Here is a 17,467-nt window from a genome sequence, read left to right on the forward strand (position 1 = left end):
GCGTGGTTCTTCGAGAACCGGAGCGTACTTTAAAGGACGTTGAGCACCGGAAACGCAGAAACCCGGGCTAGTTGGCCGCCAGAGTAGAATTATCAAGGGTCCTAAATAAACTGCACCTGGACGATCTCGTACCCGCGTGCGCCACCAGGCGCATTGACCTCGATGGCGTCGCCGACTTCCTTGCCGATGAGCGCGCGGGCGATGGGCGAGGAGATCGAGATGCGGCCCGATTTCACGTCGGCTTCCTGGTCGCCGACGATCTGGTAGGTCTTCTTCTCCTCGGTGTCCTCGTCGACCAGCACGACGGTGGCGCCGAACTTGACCTTGTCTCCGCTGAGCTTGGTGACGTCGATCACCTCGGCGCGCGCGATATAATCCTCGAGCTCGTTGACGCGGCCCTCATTGAGGCTCTGCGCCTCTTTCGCGGCATGGTATTCGGCGTTTTCGGACAGGTCGCCATGCGAGCGCGCCTCGGAGATCGCCTCGATGATGCGCGGCCGCTCTTCCTGCTGGCGCCAACGCAGTTCTTCCTTCAATGACGCGAACCCCTCGCCTGTCATCGGGACCTTGTTCATAGTGCCTGACCTTTCCTGCCGCCGCCCCCGCGTTTCGGGGGAAGCCTTGTCGTTGGGTATAAAAAGAAAACGGTCCGGCAGCCTCGGGCTAACGGAACCGTTTCACCGCAATTTCCCTGAATATAGCAATCTTTGCGGGCTTTTCACGCTCAAAAATCGGTTTTGCAAAAATCATCCCTTCTTTTGTCGGCGAAGGTGCCTGTGGGATGGAGCGAACAAAAAACGGCCGCGATTGCTCGCGGCCGTTTCGAGACCATGAAGCCCGATCAGCTTCTCATGAAATGCTCGATCTGCTCGGCCAGCATGCCGTATTCGCGCGAACCCTTGCCGGTGCGCTTTTCGATCTCCGTCAGCTGCTGCTGGGCGCCGGCCAGGTCGCCGATCTGCAGATGCGCCTCGCCGAGATATTCGCGCACCAGCGTGTAATTCGGGTCGATGCGCAGCGCTTCCTCATAATAGCCGAGGCCGACAGTGACGCGGCCGGAATGGCGGTGCGAGTAGCCGAGATAGTTGAGGATGCGCGGATCCTGCTTGTTGGCGGCAAGAACGAGGACCGAGATCGCCTCGTCATAGCGGCCGGCCATCGCCAGCGCATGGCCAGCGTCATAGATGCTGTCGTCGTCCAGCATGCCTTCCTTGGGCGGCACGCATTTCTGCTTCTTCTTGTCCCAGACTTCACCCTTTTTGCATTGGGTAACGGTCTGATCGTTACCGCCACCGCTACCGGCCGCAAACACCGGAACGGCAAAAAACTGCACGGCGACAAGCGCGGCGGCTGCCTGGATCAGCATTCTTTTATGCATGGAAAACCTCCTGAGGGTGTGACAATGCAACACTAACGCCGAGCGGCCCGCGTTTCATCCCGGAAAAAGCCCGTCTGGAGAACATGAGGTGACGGATGCCGCAAATCCGGTATCATCGCCGTCGAATGAGACTGACCCACGGAGAGGGCCCGTGCAGCGGCGGCTTGACAAAGACTGGGATCTCACGATCGGCCCCGATACCGTGCGGCTGTTCATTCTCAAGGCCAAGGCGCTGAGCGCGGCCGTCAACGAGGACTATGCCGGCGGCGCCGAACACGAGGTCGAGTTCGACGGCGACAGGCATGACAACCACCACCATGACGGCCTTGCCGAGGAAAGCTCGGAAAACCTCACCGAGGAAGAGCTGCGCGAGCTGATCAACGACCTCAATATCGACGAGGCCGCCGAGCTGATCGCGCTGGCCTGGGTCGGCCGCGGCGACTACGACGCCTCGGAATGGGCCGACGCAGTGGCGGCGGCGCGAGAGCGGGCCAACAAGCGCACGGCGAAATACCTGCTCGGCATGCCGCTGCTCGCCGACTTGCTGGAAGAGGGACTGGAAGCGATCGGCGCGTAACGCGGAGGTAACCGATTGTGATCGGGTCGAAGCGCCTGTCCAGGCAACTTCAGCCGACCGGCGCCGTTTCGTGGGTGATGGCAAAGCTGAGCTCTTCCCGTAGATCCAGGATGATTGCATCGGCGATGGCCGTCACGGCTCTGCTGGTCATGCCGGCCGAGGCCAAACATCGTCACAAACATCACAGGGCGCTAAGCCTGCGCGTGGAGCAACCGCTGACACAGCGGGCCGATCAGCCGCTGAACCCGCGAGGCAAGCGGCAGTCGAGAGCGCGGGCCAGGCAGCATCCGGCGCCAAATCCAGCACCGCGGAAAACGCAGGATGCCCAGCCATCCGCCGATGTTCCGGTGCCCGAGCCACGTCCGGCGGACACTCCAAAGGTCGAAGCTCCAAAGACGCAAGACCGGAACGCTGAAAATCCAAAGCGCGGCGGAGCGCCCGATCTGCTCAAGGACCCCGATCTGCTCAAGGACCCCGGTCTGCTCAAGGACGAAGAGGCCCATCGGAAAAGCCAGACACCGCTCGAACCGTCAGCCGAAACGGAAAGCGAGCCGGAGCCGCCAGCCGTGGTGCCAATACCGACGCCAAAGCCGGGCATCACGACGCCCGAGCCTCAGCCGCCGGCCGTCGCCCCGCAGCCGACGCCAAAGCCGGCGGACGCGGGCGACGAGGAGAAGATGCTGCCCGATCCACGCTCGGCCGATCTTCCCGCCGACAAGATGCCGGCGGACGAAGTCGCCTGCCGCGAGCGCCTGAAGACACTCGGCGTCGAATTCGAGGAGCACAAAGCCGAGAGCAACCCCGAAATCGGCTGCTCGATCCCTTACCCGATCGTACTGAAGACGCTCGGCAAGTCGATCGCGATTGCCCCCGGCACCGAACTCAACTGCCCGATGGCCGAGGCGGCGGCGCGTTTTGCCGCCGACGTCATCCAACCGGCGGCGAAAGCTGAATTCGGCGCCGATCTGAAATCGATCGGCCAGGCGTCGGCCTTCATCTGCCGGCCGCGTAACGGCACGCGCAAACTGTCGGAACATGCTTTCGGCAACGCGCTCGACATCGCCAGCTTTACGCTTTCCGACGGCAAGACGATCGAGGTTGGCCCGGCACCGCCCGAGAAGGACGGCAAATTCCTCGACGCGGTGCGCAAGGCCGCCTGCGGCCCGTTCAAGACCGTACTCGGCCCCGGCGCCGATGCCGACCACGCGCTGCATTTTCATTTCGATCTGGAGCCTCGCCGGCATGGCGGTACGTTTTGCCAGTGAGCGGAACCTCCGCCGCAATTCAGCCGCAGGCATGAACACGGGCGCTGAGTTTTTCTTTACCCTTGATCGTTAAAATGCCGGATATCCAGAATTGGGATTCCGCCAATGGCCGGCACATTTCGCGCCGTTTTCCTCGCCGCACGCCAATTGAAACCTGCTGCGTTGCTGGCCGCCAGCCTTGCACTTGCCGCGGTTTCGGCCTGCAATACCGGCAGCGTGCTGTCGTTGCAGCCTGCCGTCGATGTCGGCTCGCAGACCGCGGCCGTGCCGCAATATACGGGCATGCAGAAGCTTGTTCCGTCCAATCCCTATATGACGCAGGCCGCCTATGCGCGGATGGATGAGCCGATGTCGCCGGTCGAGCAGATTCCAGCCAGCGAAACCGATTGCCGCCAGCAGCTGAAGCGCCTCGATGTCGCCTATACCGATCTGGCGCCGATCCACGAGGGCCAGTGCGGCATCGACTATCCGGTCAAGGTCTCGGCCATCGGCGGCATCCAGATGAAACCCGCGGCGACGCTGACCTGCGACATGGCCGCCACCTTCGCCGCCTGGACGAAGAACGAACTCGTTCCCTCCGCCCGCTGGCGCTACTTCTCCGGCGTCAGGACCATCCACCAGGGCTCCAGCTATTCCTGCCGCAACATTGCCGGTGAAGGCGTGCTGTCGGAGCACGGCAAGGGCAACGCACTCGACGTCATGAGCATCGAACTCAACAATGGCGACGACATCGACGTGCGCAAGCCCGGGCTGTTCGCCTTCCGCACCCGGGGCTTCCTCAACAATGTGCGCGCCGACGGCTGCCAGTATTTCACCACCGTGCTCGGCCCCGGCTACAATTACGATCACCGCAACCATTTCCACTTCGACATCAAGAACCGCAAGAACGGTTATCGCGCCTGCCGGTAGAGCACGGCAATCAAAGACGATGGAGTTTAGCCGGAACCCATGCTTCGTCATCCTGGGCGGAGCAGTCGCGAAGCGACGTCGCGGAGACTCTAGGATGACGAAGGCATGGTGGCCGCAACGAGACAGTGAGTAGATGACCCACAGAAGTCTTCGGCGACGCATTGCGATCTGGATACCGGCCTTATTGGCCGGGTATGTGGCGCTCGCCTATGTCGCCGCGCCGGAATTCTGGACATTCCGCGATCGCGGCTTTCGCAACCAGCGCTTCGAGATGGTCACCCACACGCCGCAAGGCATTCCCGGCGACCCCATCAATATCGGCATGGTCGGCACGGAGAAGGAGCTGGTGCACGCTTTCGCCGTCGCCGGCTGGGACACCGCCGACGCCGTCACCTTGAGGACCGCCATCGACATCGGCGAAAGCGTCCTGTTTTCCCGGCCCTATCCCGACGCTCCGATGAGCCGCCTGCTGTTCGAGGGCCGCGCCCAGCAACTCGCTTTCGAAAAGCCGGTCGGCGACAGTGCCGACCGGCGCCACCATGTCCGCTTCTGGCGGACGGATACGGTCGGCGACGATGGAAGGCCACTCTGGCTGGGCGCCGCCAGCTTCGATCGCGGCGTCGGCTTGAGCCACGACACGGGCGCCATCACCCATCATATCGGTCCCGACCTCGATGCCGAACGCGACTTTGTGATCGGCGATCTCAATGCCGCCGGCCTGTTGCTTTCAACCAGTGACGTGGCAGGCATCGGCCCCACCCGGACCGGCCGCAATGGCGGCGGCGACCCCTATTTCACCGACGGCAAGGCAATCGTCGGCGTGCTGAGGTAATTGCCGTGACCGGAGATCAGGCCGTGGTGATGACGATCTTGCCGAACGGCCCCTTCTCGAGATGCTCGAAGGCCCGCGGCACCTCGTCGAATCCAAAGATCTTGTCGACGACCGGCTTGATCGCCAGCGCCTCGATCGCCTGGTTCATCCGTTCGAAGGCGCGGCGGTGGCCGATCGAAATGCCTTGCACGACAATCCGGTTGCGCAGGAAGGGCACGATCGGAAAGCTGAGCTCCATGCTGCCCAGGAGGCCGATGATCGACAGTCGGCCGTCGGCGGCCAGCGCGTCGAGCGAGCGCCGCGCATTGTCGCCGCCGACCATTTCGAGGATATGGTTGACGCCGGCGCCACCTGTCAGCTCGCGCGCCTCCTCGTCCCATGCCGGCCTGGTGCGATAGTTGATCACTTCCCATGCGCCGAGCCTCTTTGCCTGCTCGAGCTTGCCGTCGCTGCTTGACGTGACGATGGCGCGCAAGCCGAAGGCGTGGGCGAATTGCAGCGCAAACAGGGAGACGCCGCCCGTGCCCTGGATGAGAATGGTCTGGCCAGGCACAGGTCTTGTCGCCTCTGCCATGGCGAACCAGGCCGTCAGCGCCGCGATCGGCAGCGTCGAAGCCTCCGCGTCGCTGAGCGATGCCGGCGCCAACACAGCGGCATCCTCATGCAGGACCAGGTAGTCGCTCAACGTGCCGGGCAGCGACGATCCCAGCGTGTGCTTGTGCAGCACCGGCGGCGCATCGCCGTCCGGCCAGTCGGCAATCACGTGCCCCAGCACGCGCTGGCCGGTCCGGAAACGGCTGACATCGCCGCCGACCGCCACCACTTCGCCAACCGCATCCGATGTCGGGACGAACGGAAAGCCAAGGTCGGGGATCAGCACGCCATCGACGATCATCCTGTCCTTGTAGTTCAGCGATATGGCCTTGATCCGCACCAGCAGGTCATGCGGTCCGGGCTCGGGGACCCTCCCTTCGGCCAATTCCAGCCTGGGCAGGCCGAAGCCGGTCATCCGCCAGGATCTGTTGATGTCGCTGCTCATTGTGTCTGCTCCCGATTGCATGGCGATATTTTACGCTGTTTCACTGTGGAAAAAAGCGCTTCTATGATCCATAATCGGAAACGAGTTGGTGATCAGACTTCTACAATGGGAATAGATCGATGGAATCCGCGGATCTGCAAGGCATCGTCGCCTTCGTTCAAACGATCGAGGCAGGAAGCTTCACCGGCGCCGGAGAGCGGCTGCGCGTGACGAAATCGGCGGTCGGCAAATCGGTCGCGCAGTTGGAACAGCGGCTTGGCATTCGCTTGCTCAACCGCACCACGCGCAGCCTCAGCCCGACAAGTGAAGGCCTGTCCTATTATGAAGCCTGCGTCAGGGCGCTGTCCGAGATCGAAGCCGCCCAGGCGCTGCTTGCCTCGCGCCGGCAGGTGCCCTCGGGCCGTCTTCGGGTCGACCTGCCCTCGGCCTTCGGCCACCGCTGCGTGGCTCCCGTGCTGTTCGACATTTCCAGGCGATTTCCCGATCTGGCCATGGAGATTTCCTTCAACGACCGCCGCGTCGACCTCATCGAGGAAGGCATCGACCTTGCGATCCGCATGGGCGACCTCGACGACAGCCTGTCGCTCGCCGCACGCCGGCTCTATACCCAGCGTTCGGCCATATGCGCCGCCCCCGCCTATCTCGACAGAAACGGCAGACCACGGACGATCGAGGATCTCGCCGGCCATGACCTGATCGGCTACACCCGCAACGGCGTCGCCCACCCCTGGAGCATCAGGCAGGCCGATGGCCATGTGGTGAAGTTCACGCCGCGGGCAAGGCTGGTGCTCGACAATGGCGAACCGATGCTCGGCGCGGTCCTTGCCGGTTGCGGCATCACCTTCCTGCCGACCTGGCTGGTGGCGGACAGCCTCAGGAGCGGCGCGCTCGAAATGGTGCTTATGGACACGCTGGTCGAAAACATTTCCGTCCATGCCATCTGGCCGGTGACACGGGCCTTGACGCCCAAGGTGCGGGTCGTCGTCGACGCGCTGGTCGCGCATTTCTCATCGCCACCCTGGGACGCCGTCTGATCGCCTCGCATCGGCCGTCATCTTTCTAAAATGGTCGCCGACTATTTTCGAAAGCCGTGCGGCAATGCTATTGAGCCCTCATGCTATACGTTGAAATCGCGACCGTGGTCGTCCTCATCTGCGTGAACGGCCTTCTGTCGATGTCCGAACTCGCCATCGTCTCGTCGCGGCCGGCTCGCCTGAAGGCGATGATCGACCGCAACGTCAAAGGCGCCGGCCGCGCTTTGGCGCTTGGTTCCAATCCGGGCAAATTCCTGTCCTCCGTGCAGATCGGCATCACGCTGGTCGGCGTGCTCTCGGGCGCCTTTTCCGGGGCCACGCTCGGCCAGAGGCTGGCGCAATATCTGGCTTCGACAGGCATCCGCGAGAACATCGCCGATCCGCTCGGCGTCGGCATCGTCGTGGCTATCATCACCTATGCCTCGCTGATCATCGGCGAACTGGTGCCCAAGCAGATTGCGTTGCGCGATCCCGAGCGGGTCGCGGCGCGCGCGGCCCCGGCAATGACCATCCTTGCCTCCGTCTCGGCCCCTCTGGTCTTCCTGCTCGATATTTCGGGCCGTTCCGTGCTCTGGCTGCTCGGCCATCGCGGCGAAAGCGAGGAAAAGGTCACCGACGAGGAGATCAAGATGCTGGTCGCCGAGGCCGAGCATCACGGCACCATCGAATCCGACGAGCGGCGCATGATCGCCGGCGTCATGCGGCTTGGCGACCGCGCCGTGCGCGCCGTCATGTCGCCGCGCACCGATGTCGACTGGATCAACCTGCAGTCCGACGAAGCCACGATCCGCAAGCTTCTGATGGACACCCAGCATTCGCGCCTGCCCGCCGGCGACGGCGGGGTCGACGCCATGATCGGCGTCATCCAGACACGCGACGTGCTGGCCGCACTGCTCGGCGGCCGCGCGCTCGACCCGCGCAAATATGTGCGCGCGGCACCCATCGTGCACGACCAGGCCGATGCGCTGGACGTGCTGCAGAAGCTGAAGGAGAGCAACGTGCCGATGGCGCTGGTGCATGACGAATACGGTCACTTCGAAGGCATCGTCACCCCCGCCGACATTCTGGAAGCCATCACCGGCGTCTTCCGCTCGGACCTCGAGGCCGGCGAGGAAGAAAACGCCGTCCAGCGCGATGACGGCTCATGGCTGCTCGCCGGCTACATGCAGGCCGACGAGATGGCCGAGGTGCTGGGCATCGACCTGCCGGAGAACCGCGACTACGAGACCGTCGCCGGCTATGTGCTGTCGCACATGCACCATCTGCCGGCGACCGGTGAATGCGTCGACGCGCAGGGCTGGCGCTTCGAGGTGGTCGACCTCGACGGACGCCGCATCGACAAGCTGATCGCCACCCGCCTGCCCAGCGGCCACCGCGAGATCGCACGCTGATCGTTCAAATGTGTAAAGAGATCTACTGCTCAGCGAAGGCGCGCGCGAATGAATCGAGCATCGGCCGCGCGAGATACTCGAAAAAAGTCCGGTCGCCGGTGCTGATGAACGCCTCGACCGGCGTCCCGGGATAAAGTTGATCGCGCCTCACGCCGGGCGGCAGGTCGGCGGCAATCGTCAGCTTGGCGCGGAAATAGGGCTCACGCGTGGTCTGGTCGATGAGCCGATCCGCCGAAATCTGCGTCACTGTGGCTGAAACCTCTGGCGTGAGCCGCGAGTTCAACGCGGACAATCGCAGTTTCGCCGGCTGGCCGATACGGACCTGATCGATGTCCTTCGGCCGCAGCTTCGCATCGACGACGAGGCCCGACGCAGTGGGCAGTATCTCCATGATCTTTTCGCCCGGGGCAATCACGCTGCCCTTGGAATTGTAGGTCGACGACACCACGATGCCCGCTGCCGGCGCCTTGATCGTCGTGCGCCGCAGCACCGCCTCCGCCGCCCTGATCTGTTCGTCGACGTCGGCCAGATTGGAGCGAACGTCGTCCAGTTTCGTCAGCGCCTCCTCGACGCGTTGCGTGGTCAGGCGCTCGGTCTGCTCCTGGCCTTCGACGATCTGGGTGTTGGCCGTCGCGAGATTGGCCTCCAGCGCTCCGGCTTGCCCGACGAGATCGGCTTCGCTGCGCAATAGCTGGGAGTATTCGGTACGGTTGGTGAGGCCCCTGTCCAGCAAGCCGGTCTTGATGCCGAGTTCTTTCTTTACGACTTCGGCTTGTTGCTGAACGGCCTGTTTCTGGGCCTGTAACCCCGCCACCGACTGCCGGTGCATGGCGACCCGTTGTGCCAGGATCGATTTTTCCGACCGGAACCGGGCAAGCCTGGCGTCGAATTCCTTTTGCTGTTCTCGAATCAGCATCTCGAAATCGGGCTGGAAAGGTGCCGACGCCGCTTCGGTGATTGGTGCCAGCCTGTCCAACCCGTCGCGTTCCGCCTCCAGCCGTGCCGCACTCGCTCTGAGCGCTATCGACTGTCTCGTCAGCCGGTTGAGTTCGGCCTGCGCGGCCGTTGGGTCTAGCACGATCAGATCCTGGGCCAGTTGCACGCGATCGCCTTCATGGACCAGCAACGCCTGGACGATACCGCCCTCGCGATGCTGGATCTGGATGTTTCCGCCGGTTGCCGAGATCGTGCCTTGCGTGATCACCGCTCCCGACAAGGGGGCGCTGACGGCCCAGTAGCCGAAGCCGCCCGCCAGCAGCGCTATGGCGGCATAGCCGGTGAGGGCCACGCGTCTTATGTCGGTGCGTGGCTGACTGTCCCAGGCGAGGCTCCGTGTCGTCATCTCAGGATCCGAAACTGCCACCCGCGCGGATCGTCGGGGCGAACGACCCGGTCACCACCGTGCTCTGCTGGACCGCCTTGCCGGTAACCGACCGCCGCAGCACCTCGCCGCTTGGACCGAAGGCTTCGATCATGCCGCCGCGCAAAAGCATCACGCGGTCGCAAGCAGCGGCGATCGAAGGCTGATGAGTGATCACGACGACCGTGACGCCCGCCGTCCGCGCGGCCGAAAGCACCGCCTCGAGCGCGGCCTCGCCGCTACCGTCGAGATGGGAGCTGGGCTCGTCGAGCACCAGGAACCGCGGATTGCCGTAGAAGGCGCGCGCCAGCCCTATTCGCTGGCGCTCGCCGCCCGACAGCGCCCTGTCCGACGGGCCGATCATGGTCTGGTAGCCGTCGCGCTGCGCCAGGATCAACTCATGCACCTGGGCGCGCTTTGCCGCCTCGACGATCGCTCCGTCGTCCGCCTCCGGATCGAAGCGGGCGACGTTTTGCGCGATCGATCCTGGAAAGAGCTCGACCTCCTGCGAGAGGTAACCGATATGCTTTCCGAGCTGGCTTTCGTCCCAGGTCCCGAGGTCCGCGCCGTCGATCCTGATTGAGCCGCCGGTCGGTTGGGCGGCACCCACGAGCAACCGCGCCAGCGTCGATTTGCCGGCGCCGCTCGGGCCGACGATGGCCAACGCTTCGCCGGCGCCGATCGCAAAGGTCAGCCGCTTGAGGAGGGGCTCCGTGCCGGGTCGGGCATTCGGCGCCATGAAGAAAACGTCCTGCGCGGAAATCGCGCCTGCCGGATCGGGCAGGATCAGTTTTCGCGACCCGGCCGGACGTGCCGCAAGCGCCTTTTCCAGCCGTGCCCACGCCCGCCGGGCGTCGGCGATCTGCCGCCAGGCGCCGATCAGCTGGTCGAGCGGCTGCAGCGCGCGCGACGAGACCAGCGAAGATGCGAAGATCATGCCGGCCGTCATCTGCCCCTGAAGCACCAGCCATGCGCCGGCGCCGAGGATCGCCAGTTGCAGCATCATGCGCAACGCCCGCGAGGCGCCGCTGAAGATCGCATTGGCGCTCGAGGAACGGTCATGGAAGGTGAGCGCCGCCCCTACATGCCGTCCCCAGACCCGCGCGGCGTTCTCCACCATACCCATGGCACGCAGCGTCTCCGCATTGCGGGCAAAGGCCTGTTCCGCCTGGCTGGCCAAGGCCGAACGCTCCGTGGACAAGGCATCGTTCCTGCCGATGGCAAGCTGGTTGGCCACGACCAGGAAAAGCAGAAGCACCGCGCCGGCGACCGTCACCCAGAACAGCACCGGATGGATGAGATAGAGCAAGGCAAGGAAGACAGGGGCGAAGGGCAGGTCGAACAACACCGCCACGCCGCGCGACCTGATGAAGGCGCAGACCGAGGCGAGGTCGCGCAGCGGCGACAGGCCGCCGGCATATCTTGCGCCGAGGGAAACGGCGAAGGTGCTGGCACCCAGCTTGCGGTCGACGGTCGCCGCGACGCGCTGCGTGTAAACGGCGCGGATCGCGTCCAGCAGCCCGAGGAAGGCGAGCGCGAGAACCGCGATGGCCGAAAGATAGACAAGCGTCTCGACGCTGGAGGACGGCAGCACGCGATCATAGACCTGCAGCAGGTAGAGCGGAATCACCAACAGCAGGATGTTGATCAGCAGCGAGAAGACGCCGACATCGGCGATGGCGCGCATGAAGACCGGCCGCAGGCCGGAGGGTCCAGTCATTTCCGCATTTCCCGCCGCTGCATGATCCCGAGACCTTAAACGTGGCCCCCGAATTCGGAACCGCCGTGCTGCGTGCTGCTGGCGATGCTGTGCGTGGCGGTGCTGCTGGTGAGGTGCAGAGCGCTCGCCGGCGCGTTGTCCAGCGTATAGGCGCGGATGTAGTCGATCTTCATCTCGGCAGGCGTCGCCAGATGATCGGGAGGCGCGCCGGCAATGCCTCCGACCGCGAGATCGGCCAGCATGTACATTGGCTTGTGCATATCGGACGGCGTCGCCGTTTCCGCGACCTGGACACCGTCATAGGTCCAGACGAGCTTGTCCGGCGTCCACAGCACACCATAGGTGTGGAAGCCGGCGGTATCCATGGTATTCACCGTCAACGTCACCTTGGTGTGCGTTCCCGTTTCATTCGAGTGCGCCGTCATGATCAACGAGTTCGGGTCCTGTCCGCGCGTTTCGATCACATCCAGTTCCGGCGGCCACGAGCCGTCTGCCGGCAGCAGCCAGAAGGCCGGCCAGGCGCCGGCGTTCTCGGGCAGGTCGGCGCGCATTTCGAAATAGCCGTAGGTCTGCGAGAAAGTGCTGTGTGTGTTGAGGATGCCTGACGTGTATTCGTAATTGTTGATCAGCGGCTTGATGTCGGCCGGCGCCTGCGCGGCGGTGATGGTCAGCACGCCGTTGTTCACGCTGAACGGATGGACGGAGCTCGTCGGCCCATAATTGGCATCGATGTACCATTGCAGCTCGCCATTGCCGGTCAATGTGCTTCCGTTCGGCGCCCCCCATGAGAAATTGGTATCCCATGTGCCACCTTGGGCATTGTGAAGATTGAGCGTGTTGAAGTCGTCGCTGAACGACAGCTTCATTCCGGACATGTCGATCGGCAACTGGAACTGGTTGGAATGCAGGTTGTCGACGGTCGTATCCTTGAACTCGAGGATCTCGCCGGATCCGAGGTTCAACAGCACGTTCGATCCCGCCTGGACCATGTTCGAGTGGATGGCGTCGAACGACGTGAACCCATAGCCATTGAGGCGGACGGTGTCGGTGGCGGCAAAATTGGCGATCAGGTCGCTTCCGTTGCCTTTCGAGATGATGAAGGTGTCGTAGCCGCCGCCGCCGTCGATCAGAACGTCGTTTCCCCGGCCGCCGTCCAGCGTCTGGTGCCCGGCCGTGGCGGTGATGATGTTGTCCAACCCATTTCCGAAGGCGTAGTTATTGGGGTTTGTGACGATGAGGTTCTCGACATTGTCGGGGAGCTTGTAGCTCATCCATGTGCTGATCGTGTCGATGCCTGCCCCGGCGGCCTCGGCCACCTTGTTGCCCGCCCCATAGAGGTAATAGATGTCATCGCCCGTGCCACCGTGCATCGTGACGTTGGCACCGCCTGCTCCCCAGAAGGAATCGTTTCCGGCGCTGCCATACATGTCCGGCCCGGCCCCTGTCGCTGAGTACCAGTGGTTGGACGTGCCGCTATAGGGAAGAGGAACACCCACGGCGTTGACGAAGAAGCTCATCGGACAAATCCTCCTCGCGATGCCGGGCCAGCTCGAATCGTTCGATACGAACTTCGGATGGCCGCATTGGATCAATGCTGAAAGGAACGATATCGTTCCGGGGAATCATTACACAATCCACCATAACATCGATCTTTCGGAAGACATATACTTATTATCCGTGAAGAGAGCGCCGGTTAACCGCAGCTATTTAGTAAAATTGTGTATAAACCAGAAATTGCAAAGGATCTACTTAGATGAAGGATCCATTTGGATGAAGGGGGGAAGCTTACGCCCTCAGACAGCGGCTTCGATCGGCTCGGCAAGCCTGGGATTTGAACGTGCCGCGATCAGGCAACTGGCTACGATGAGGCCCGCTCCCGCCAGCGTGGTCCAGGTCACCGCCTCGTCGAAGAAGAGGAAGCCAAGCGCGATCGCCCAGATGAAGGCGGAGTATTCCGTCGGGATCAGATACTGCGCTTCGGCCCGCGCATAGGCCCAGCTCATCAGGAACTGGCCGGCGAGCGACAGTGCCGTCACTCCGGCCAGCGGAAGCCAGAGCTCGCGCGGCAGGGCAATGGCGAGCCAGGGTGCGGCGAGACCGAGGATGACCGCCACGCAAAGGTTCTGGAACAGCATGATCTCGATCGGTTTGGCCAACAGCGCCTGCTGCCGCGCAAGGATCAGATTGTAGGCATAGAACACCGTCGACACCAGCACCGCCGCAGTGCCGAGCAAGGCATCCCTGGCATGGCTTGTCTGCCCGAACTGGCCGCCGACGATGATTGCGACGCCCGCAATGCCGGCCAGCGAGGCCCAGATCGCCTGACGCTGGATTCGTTCACCCAGCAGCAGCGCGGCCAGCAGCAGGGCAAACAGCGGCGCTACGAAACTCAATCCGATCGCCTCCGCCAGCGGCAGCCGGGCGAGCCCCCAGAAGAAGGACAGCAAGACAAAGCCGACGACGGCGGCGCGCAGCGCATGCAGCTTGAGCACGGAAGGCGTGGGCAGCCTGCGTGGCCCCATCGACCAGCCGGCACCCGCGACCACGGTCGCCAGCATGCTGCGCCACAGCACCGTGTTGTAGACGCCGACGGCGATGACCAGGACCTTCATGGCCGCGTCCATCCCCGACAGAAGGAAGATGCCAAGCGCGCAGACAAGCACCGGGACCATGGGAGAAACGGCGCCTGCCAGGCTGGATGACTTCACGAGGCCCCTCATGTGATGGATCGCAGCCGGATGTATCAGGGCCGACCGGCGGGGCCAGATGGCAGCCCCGCCGATATGGCGGTCCAACCAAGCCGGCTTGTGGCCTGGCTGGGGGCACGACTACTGGGGGCGACTACTGGGGCCCCGACTAGTGAGGATCCGAACCATTGTGGACCTGAACTGCTGGCGACCTGAACTTTCTTGCCGCGCGTGTCGATTTCGCCATTGCCCGTTCGTCATATGATTGAACCAACCCAACCCAGGAGAAAGACCATGCGGTTTATGATGCTGATGATCCCCGGCGGCTACGCGGACGCCGCGCCCGATGTCATGCCCGGCGCCGAGGCGGTGGAAGGGATGATGAAATACAATCACGAGCTGAAGAAAGCCGGCGTGTTGCTGGCACTCGACGGCCTGCACCCGCCATCCTCCGGGGCGCGGGTCAGCTTCAAGGGCGGCAAGCCTGTGGTCGTCGACGGCCCCTTCGCCGAGGTCAAGGAAGTTCTGGGCGGCTATTGGGTGATCGATGTACGCTCGCGCGACGAGGCCATTGAATGGGCCCGCCGCTGCCCCGCCGGGGAGAGTGACGTGATCGAAATCCGCCAGGTCTTTGAAATGAGCGAATTTCCCGAGGACGTCCAGAAGGTGGCCGACCGCCTCGGCAGGCTGAAGGATTGACCCCCAACGCAACCATCGAAGCCGTCTGGCGGATCGAGCAGCCGAAGCTCACCGCCAGATTGGCACGCACTCTCAGGGATGTCGGGCTGGCCGAGGAAATCGCGCAGGACGCTTTCCTGCTGGCGCTGGAGCGCTGGCCTCGCGACGGCATTCCGCGCAATCCGGCCGCCTGGTTGACGCAGGTCGCCAGGAACCGCGCGCTCGACCGGCTGCGCCGCACCACCATGATCGACGGCAAGCATCGCGAACTCGCCATCGATCTCACCGAGCTGGAGCGCGAGATGCCCGACATCGAGGCGGCGCTCGACGAGGATATCGACGACGACCTTTTGCGGTTGATCTTCACCGCCTGTCATCCCGTCTTGCCCACCGAGCAGCGCGCCGCATTGGCCTTGCGGCTGCTGGGCGGACTGTCGACGCCGGAGATCGCCCGCGCCTTCCTGGTGCCCGAAGCCACCGCCGCCCAGCGCATCGTGCGCGCCAAGCGAACCCTTCGCGATGCCGCCATCCCGTTCGAGACGCCGCGTGCGCAAGAGCGCCGCGAACGCCTCAGTGCTGTGCTGGAGGTGGTCTATCTCATCTTCAATGAGGGCTATGTGGCCACCGCCGGACCGGACTGGCTGCGGGCCGACCTGTGCGCCGAAGCGCTGCGCCTCGGCCGCTCGCTGGCGGCGCTGATGCCGGATGAACCCCAGGTGCAGGGGCTGGTATCGCTGATGGAATTCAACGCCTCCCGCTTCGCGGCCCGCACCGGCAAAGCGGGCGACCCGATCCTGCTGCTCGACCAGGATCGCGGCCGATGGGATTGGTCGCTCATCCGGAGCGGCCTCGACGGCCTGAACCGCGCCATGGCCCTGACATCAGCGCCGGGACCCTATCTGCTTCAGGCGATGATCGCGGCCTGCCACGCCCGCGCGGTGACTGCCGCCGACACCGATTGGATCGCCATATCGGCCTACTATCAGGCGCTTGCGCTCACGGCCCCCTCGCCCATCGTCGAAATCAATCGCGCCGTGGCGGTCGGCATGGCGTTCGGCCCGGCGCAAGGCCTTGCCATCATCGAGGCGCTGAAGGACGAGCCGCGCCTGAAAGACTCGCATCTCCTGCCCACGGTGCGCGGCGATCTCCTGCAGAAGCTCGGCCATCAGGCGGAAGCCAGCGCCGCGTTCCGCCACGCCGCCAAATTGACCGGCAACGACAGGGAACGCGCCCTGCTGCTCGCCCGCGCCACGGGGGCAGCCGATCGCGACCTTTAGCTGTCCGTTCGCCGCCAGTTGGAACCGCACGGGCAGGCTGGCCCCTCAGCACGTCCGGTGACAGTTCACCTCCTATGCATCCGCCGCAACGCCAAGCGGTTTGGTTGGTGCGGCGCGGCGTTTCAAGCTAACTTTTAGGCGCGCCGCAACCTTGCAAGAACTCCAACGAAAAGGGCGGCGCAAGCACCGCCCCGTAACCTTGGGAGGACAATCCGATCCGGCGGATCAGGCCGCCTGGGCTTCCCCGGCGATAGCATCGGCGGCACGGGCGGCCTTCAGCACCTTGGCCCACCAGGCGACGTCGTTGACCAGCGCGGCGGCGGCCTGGTTCAGGTGCTCGAGATCTTCGAGCTTCTTCTCGCCCTGGCGGACGGCAAGGAAATCGCCCCAGGCGATATGGACGGCGGACTTGACCGGCGCCATCTGCAATTCGACGGCGTGGAGACGAAGCTGTTCGACGGCGCGCGAGCCACCGACACTGCCATAGCCGACAAAACCGGCCGGCTTCTTGTTCCACTCGTTGGCGGCGTAGTCGATGGCGTTCTTCAGCACGGCAGTCGGGCCGTGATTGTATTCGGCGGCGGTGAAGATGAAGCCGTCGAAACCGGCGACCTTCTTCTGCCAGCGCTGTGCGACTTCGCTCTGCGACGGCGCCCAGGCGGAAGACGCGACCTCATCGAAGAAGGGCAGCGGAAAGTCGCGCAGGTCGACAATTTCGACATCGATATCGGCATGTGCCTTGGCGATCTTGGCGATCCACTGCGTCGGCACGTCGGCGAAGCGGGCGGCGCGCGTCGAACCGATGACAATGGCGATTTTGGGCTTGGACATAAGGGGCTCTCCTTGCGGGAATTTTTGGTATCGTTTGGATACCGGCGCTATATGTGATACTGACAAATCGGCGCGCAAGGAGGCACGTTTTTGTTACTGAGGCACCCGCATAACACCGAGGACTGCCGGGCCGTGTCGGAGATCCTGCAGCGCGTCGGCGACAAATGGACCGTGCTCGTGGTCGGCAAGCTTGGCCGCGGACCGCTGCGTTTCAACGAGTTGCGCGCGGCCGTTGGCGGCATCTCGCAGAAGATGCTGACCACCACCTTGCGCGGCCTGGAGCGCGACGGCTTCGTCACCCGCAAGGTGTTTCCGACCATCCCGCCACGCGTCGATTACGAGCTGACCGAGCTTGGCCACGAGCTGCTGGTCCCGGTCGGCGCGCTTGGGGATTGGGCACGCAAGAACACCCAGCGCGTTCAGTCGGCGCGCGCCAGATTCGATGAGATGCAAGCCTGAAACCCTTGCGCGGCAAGGAGTCCGGAGTTT

17 protein-coding genes are annotated in these 17,467 nt (G+C 63.9%); 9 read left to right on the top strand and 8 right to left on the bottom strand.

The window, feature by feature from the left end; all coding sequences use genetic code 11:
* Nucleotides 1-101 precede the first annotated feature (101 nt).
* Both greA and M653_RS0110340 read right to left on the bottom strand, forming a co-directional pair.
* Entirely contained in the window at nucleotides 102-575 is a 474-nt protein-coding gene (greA, locus tag M653_RS0110335; RefSeq protein WP_023671981.1) for a transcription elongation factor GreA, read from the bottom strand.
* A 266-nt stretch (nucleotides 576-841) separates the two neighbouring features.
* Nucleotides 842-1,378 carry a tetratricopeptide repeat protein gene (locus M653_RS0110340; protein ID WP_027143288.1) on the bottom strand — a complete coding sequence of 179 codons (537 nt, stop codon included), beginning with the start codon at nucleotides 1,376-1,378 and terminating at the stop codon, nucleotides 842-844.
* 151 nt (nucleotides 1,379-1,529) lie between these two features.
* Between M653_RS0110340 and M653_RS0110345 the strand changes: the two genes are divergently transcribed.
* From M653_RS0110345 to M653_RS0110365, 4 genes are all read left to right on the top strand, one after another.
* Nucleotides 1,530-1,955 carry a DUF3775 domain-containing protein gene (locus tag M653_RS0110345; protein WP_027143289.1) on the top strand — a complete coding sequence of 142 codons (426 nt, stop codon included), beginning with the start codon at nucleotides 1,530-1,532 and terminating at the stop codon, nucleotides 1,953-1,955.
* Between the two features lie 203 nt (nucleotides 1,956-2,158).
* Nucleotides 2,159-3,220, top strand: coding sequence for an extensin family protein (locus tag M653_RS0110355; RefSeq protein ID WP_027143290.1), 1,062 nt, complete (start codon nucleotides 2,159-2,161; stop codon nucleotides 3,218-3,220).
* 105 nt (nucleotides 3,221-3,325) lie between these two features.
* The gene (locus M653_RS0110360; RefSeq protein ID WP_027143291.1) at nucleotides 3,326-4,129 is read left to right on the top strand and encodes an extensin family protein; all 804 of its coding nucleotides are present in this window, start codon (nucleotides 3,326-3,328) and stop codon (nucleotides 4,127-4,129) included.
* A 133-nt stretch (nucleotides 4,130-4,262) separates the two neighbouring features.
* A complete protein-coding gene (locus M653_RS0110365) occupies nucleotides 4,263-4,961 on the top strand; it encodes an LssY C-terminal domain-containing protein (RefSeq protein WP_027143292.1) in 699 nt (232 codons plus the stop codon).
* A gap of 16 nt (nucleotides 4,962-4,977) precedes the next feature.
* On the opposite strand, the gene M653_RS0110370 is transcribed toward M653_RS0110365, so the two are convergent.
* The gene (locus tag M653_RS0110370; RefSeq protein WP_027143293.1) at nucleotides 4,978-6,000 is read right to left on the bottom strand and encodes an NAD(P)-dependent alcohol dehydrogenase; all 1,023 of its coding nucleotides are present in this window, start codon (nucleotides 5,998-6,000) and stop codon (nucleotides 4,978-4,980) included.
* A gap of 119 nt (nucleotides 6,001-6,119) precedes the next feature.
* Between M653_RS0110370 and M653_RS0110375 the strand changes: the two genes are divergently transcribed.
* Together M653_RS0110375 and M653_RS0110380 are read left to right on the top strand one after the other, a co-directional pair.
* On the top strand, nucleotides 6,120-7,034 hold the full coding sequence (locus M653_RS0110375) for a LysR family transcriptional regulator (RefSeq protein ID WP_027143294.1): 915 nt from the start codon (nucleotides 6,120-6,122) through the stop codon (nucleotides 7,032-7,034).
* 80 nt (nucleotides 7,035-7,114) lie between these two features.
* On the top strand, nucleotides 7,115-8,425 hold the full coding sequence (locus M653_RS0110380; RefSeq protein WP_027143295.1) for a hemolysin family protein: 1,311 nt from the start codon (nucleotides 7,115-7,117) through the stop codon (nucleotides 8,423-8,425).
* A gap of 22 nt (nucleotides 8,426-8,447) precedes the next feature.
* On the opposite strand, the gene M653_RS0110385 is transcribed toward M653_RS0110380, so the two are convergent.
* From M653_RS0110385 to M653_RS0110400, 4 genes are all read right to left on the bottom strand, one after another.
* On the bottom strand, nucleotides 8,448-9,767 hold the full coding sequence (locus M653_RS0110385) for an HlyD family type I secretion periplasmic adaptor subunit (RefSeq protein ID WP_027143296.1): 1,320 nt from the start codon (nucleotides 9,765-9,767) through the stop codon (nucleotides 8,448-8,450).
* Nucleotide 9,768: 1 nt separating this feature from the next.
* Nucleotides 9,769-11,505 carry a type I secretion system permease/ATPase gene (locus M653_RS0110390; RefSeq protein WP_027143297.1) on the bottom strand — a complete coding sequence of 579 codons (1,737 nt, stop codon included), beginning with the start codon at nucleotides 11,503-11,505 and terminating at the stop codon, nucleotides 9,769-9,771.
* A 35-nt stretch (nucleotides 11,506-11,540) separates the two neighbouring features.
* Nucleotides 11,541-13,022 (bottom strand): family 16 glycosylhydrolase, encoded by a 1,482-nt coding sequence (locus M653_RS0110395; protein WP_027143298.1) that lies wholly within the window; start codon nucleotides 13,020-13,022, stop codon nucleotides 11,541-11,543.
* Between the two features lie 276 nt (nucleotides 13,023-13,298).
* A complete protein-coding gene (locus tag M653_RS0110400; RefSeq protein WP_027143299.1) occupies nucleotides 13,299-14,225 on the bottom strand; it encodes a DMT family transporter in 927 nt (308 codons plus the stop codon).
* Nucleotides 14,226-14,486: 261 nt separating this feature from the next.
* On the opposite strand from M653_RS0110400, the gene M653_RS0110405 reads away from it, so the two are divergent.
* Both M653_RS0110405 and M653_RS0110410 read left to right on the top strand, forming a co-directional pair.
* Nucleotides 14,487-14,891 (top strand): YciI family protein, encoded by a 405-nt coding sequence (locus tag M653_RS0110405; protein ID WP_027143300.1) that lies wholly within the window; start codon nucleotides 14,487-14,489, stop codon nucleotides 14,889-14,891.
* Nucleotides 14,888-16,147 carry an RNA polymerase sigma factor gene (locus M653_RS0110410; RefSeq protein WP_027143301.1) on the top strand — a complete coding sequence of 420 codons (1,260 nt, stop codon included), beginning with the start codon at nucleotides 14,888-14,890 and terminating at the stop codon, nucleotides 16,145-16,147. The genes M653_RS0110405 and M653_RS0110410 overlap by 4 nt, the downstream gene beginning before the upstream one ends.
* Nucleotides 16,148-16,372: 225 nt before the next feature.
* Here the strand turns inward: M653_RS0110410 and M653_RS0110415 are convergent, their stop codons facing one another.
* Complete coding sequence (locus M653_RS0110415; RefSeq protein ID WP_027143302.1) at nucleotides 16,373-16,978, bottom strand: NADPH-dependent FMN reductase; 606 nt, start codon at nucleotides 16,976-16,978, stop codon at nucleotides 16,373-16,375.
* Between the two features lie 90 nt (nucleotides 16,979-17,068).
* Between M653_RS0110415 and M653_RS0110420 the strand changes: the two genes are divergently transcribed.
* Nucleotides 17,069-17,437 (top strand): helix-turn-helix domain-containing protein, encoded by a 369-nt coding sequence (locus M653_RS0110420; protein ID WP_027143303.1) that lies wholly within the window; start codon nucleotides 17,069-17,071, stop codon nucleotides 17,435-17,437.
* Nucleotides 17,438-17,467: the final 30 nt, after the last annotated feature.

Origin of the sequence: Mesorhizobium sp. WSM3626 (genome assembly GCF_000513935.1) — a bacterium.
Lineage (GTDB): Bacteria > Pseudomonadota > Alphaproteobacteria > Rhizobiales > Rhizobiaceae > Mesorhizobium > Mesorhizobium salmacidum.

Bases quoted from the DNA above. Each gene is read 5' to 3' on its own strand.
- M653_RS0110385 (WP_027143296.1), bottom strand. From the start codon at position 9,767: ATGACGACACGGAGCCTCGCCTGGGACAGTCAGCCACGCACCGACATA.
- M653_RS0110390 (WP_027143297.1), bottom strand. From the start codon at position 11,505: ATGACTGGACCCTCCGGCCTGCGGCCGGTCTTCATGCGCGCCATCGCC.
- M653_RS0110395 (WP_027143298.1), bottom strand. From the start codon at position 13,022: ATGAGCTTCTTCGTCAACGCCGTGGGTGTTCCTCTTCCCTATAGCGGC.
- greA (WP_023671981.1), bottom strand. From the start codon at position 575: ATGAACAAGGTCCCGATGACAGGCGAGGGGTTCGCGTCATTGAAGGAA.
- M653_RS0110415 (WP_027143302.1), bottom strand. From the start codon at position 16,978: ATGTCCAAGCCCAAAATCGCCATTGTCATCGGTTCGACGCGCGCCGCC.
- M653_RS0110405 (WP_027143300.1), top strand. From the start codon at position 14,487: ATGCGGTTTATGATGCTGATGATCCCCGGCGGCTACGCGGACGCCGCG.
- M653_RS0110340 (WP_027143288.1), bottom strand. From the start codon at position 1,378: ATGCATAAAAGAATGCTGATCCAGGCAGCCGCCGCGCTTGTCGCCGTG.
- M653_RS0110400 (WP_027143299.1), bottom strand. From the start codon at position 14,225: ATGAGGGGCCTCGTGAAGTCATCCAGCCTGGCAGGCGCCGTTTCTCCC.
- M653_RS0110370 (WP_027143293.1), bottom strand. From the start codon at position 6,000: ATGAGCAGCGACATCAACAGATCCTGGCGGATGACCGGCTTCGGCCTG.
- M653_RS0110380 (WP_027143295.1), top strand. From the start codon at position 7,115: ATGCTATACGTTGAAATCGCGACCGTGGTCGTCCTCATCTGCGTGAAC.
- M653_RS0110360 (WP_027143291.1), top strand. From the start codon at position 3,326: ATGGCCGGCACATTTCGCGCCGTTTTCCTCGCCGCACGCCAATTGAAA.
- M653_RS0110365 (WP_027143292.1), top strand. From the start codon at position 4,263: ATGACCCACAGAAGTCTTCGGCGACGCATTGCGATCTGGATACCGGCC.
- M653_RS0110375 (WP_027143294.1), top strand. From the start codon at position 6,120: ATGGAATCCGCGGATCTGCAAGGCATCGTCGCCTTCGTTCAAACGATC.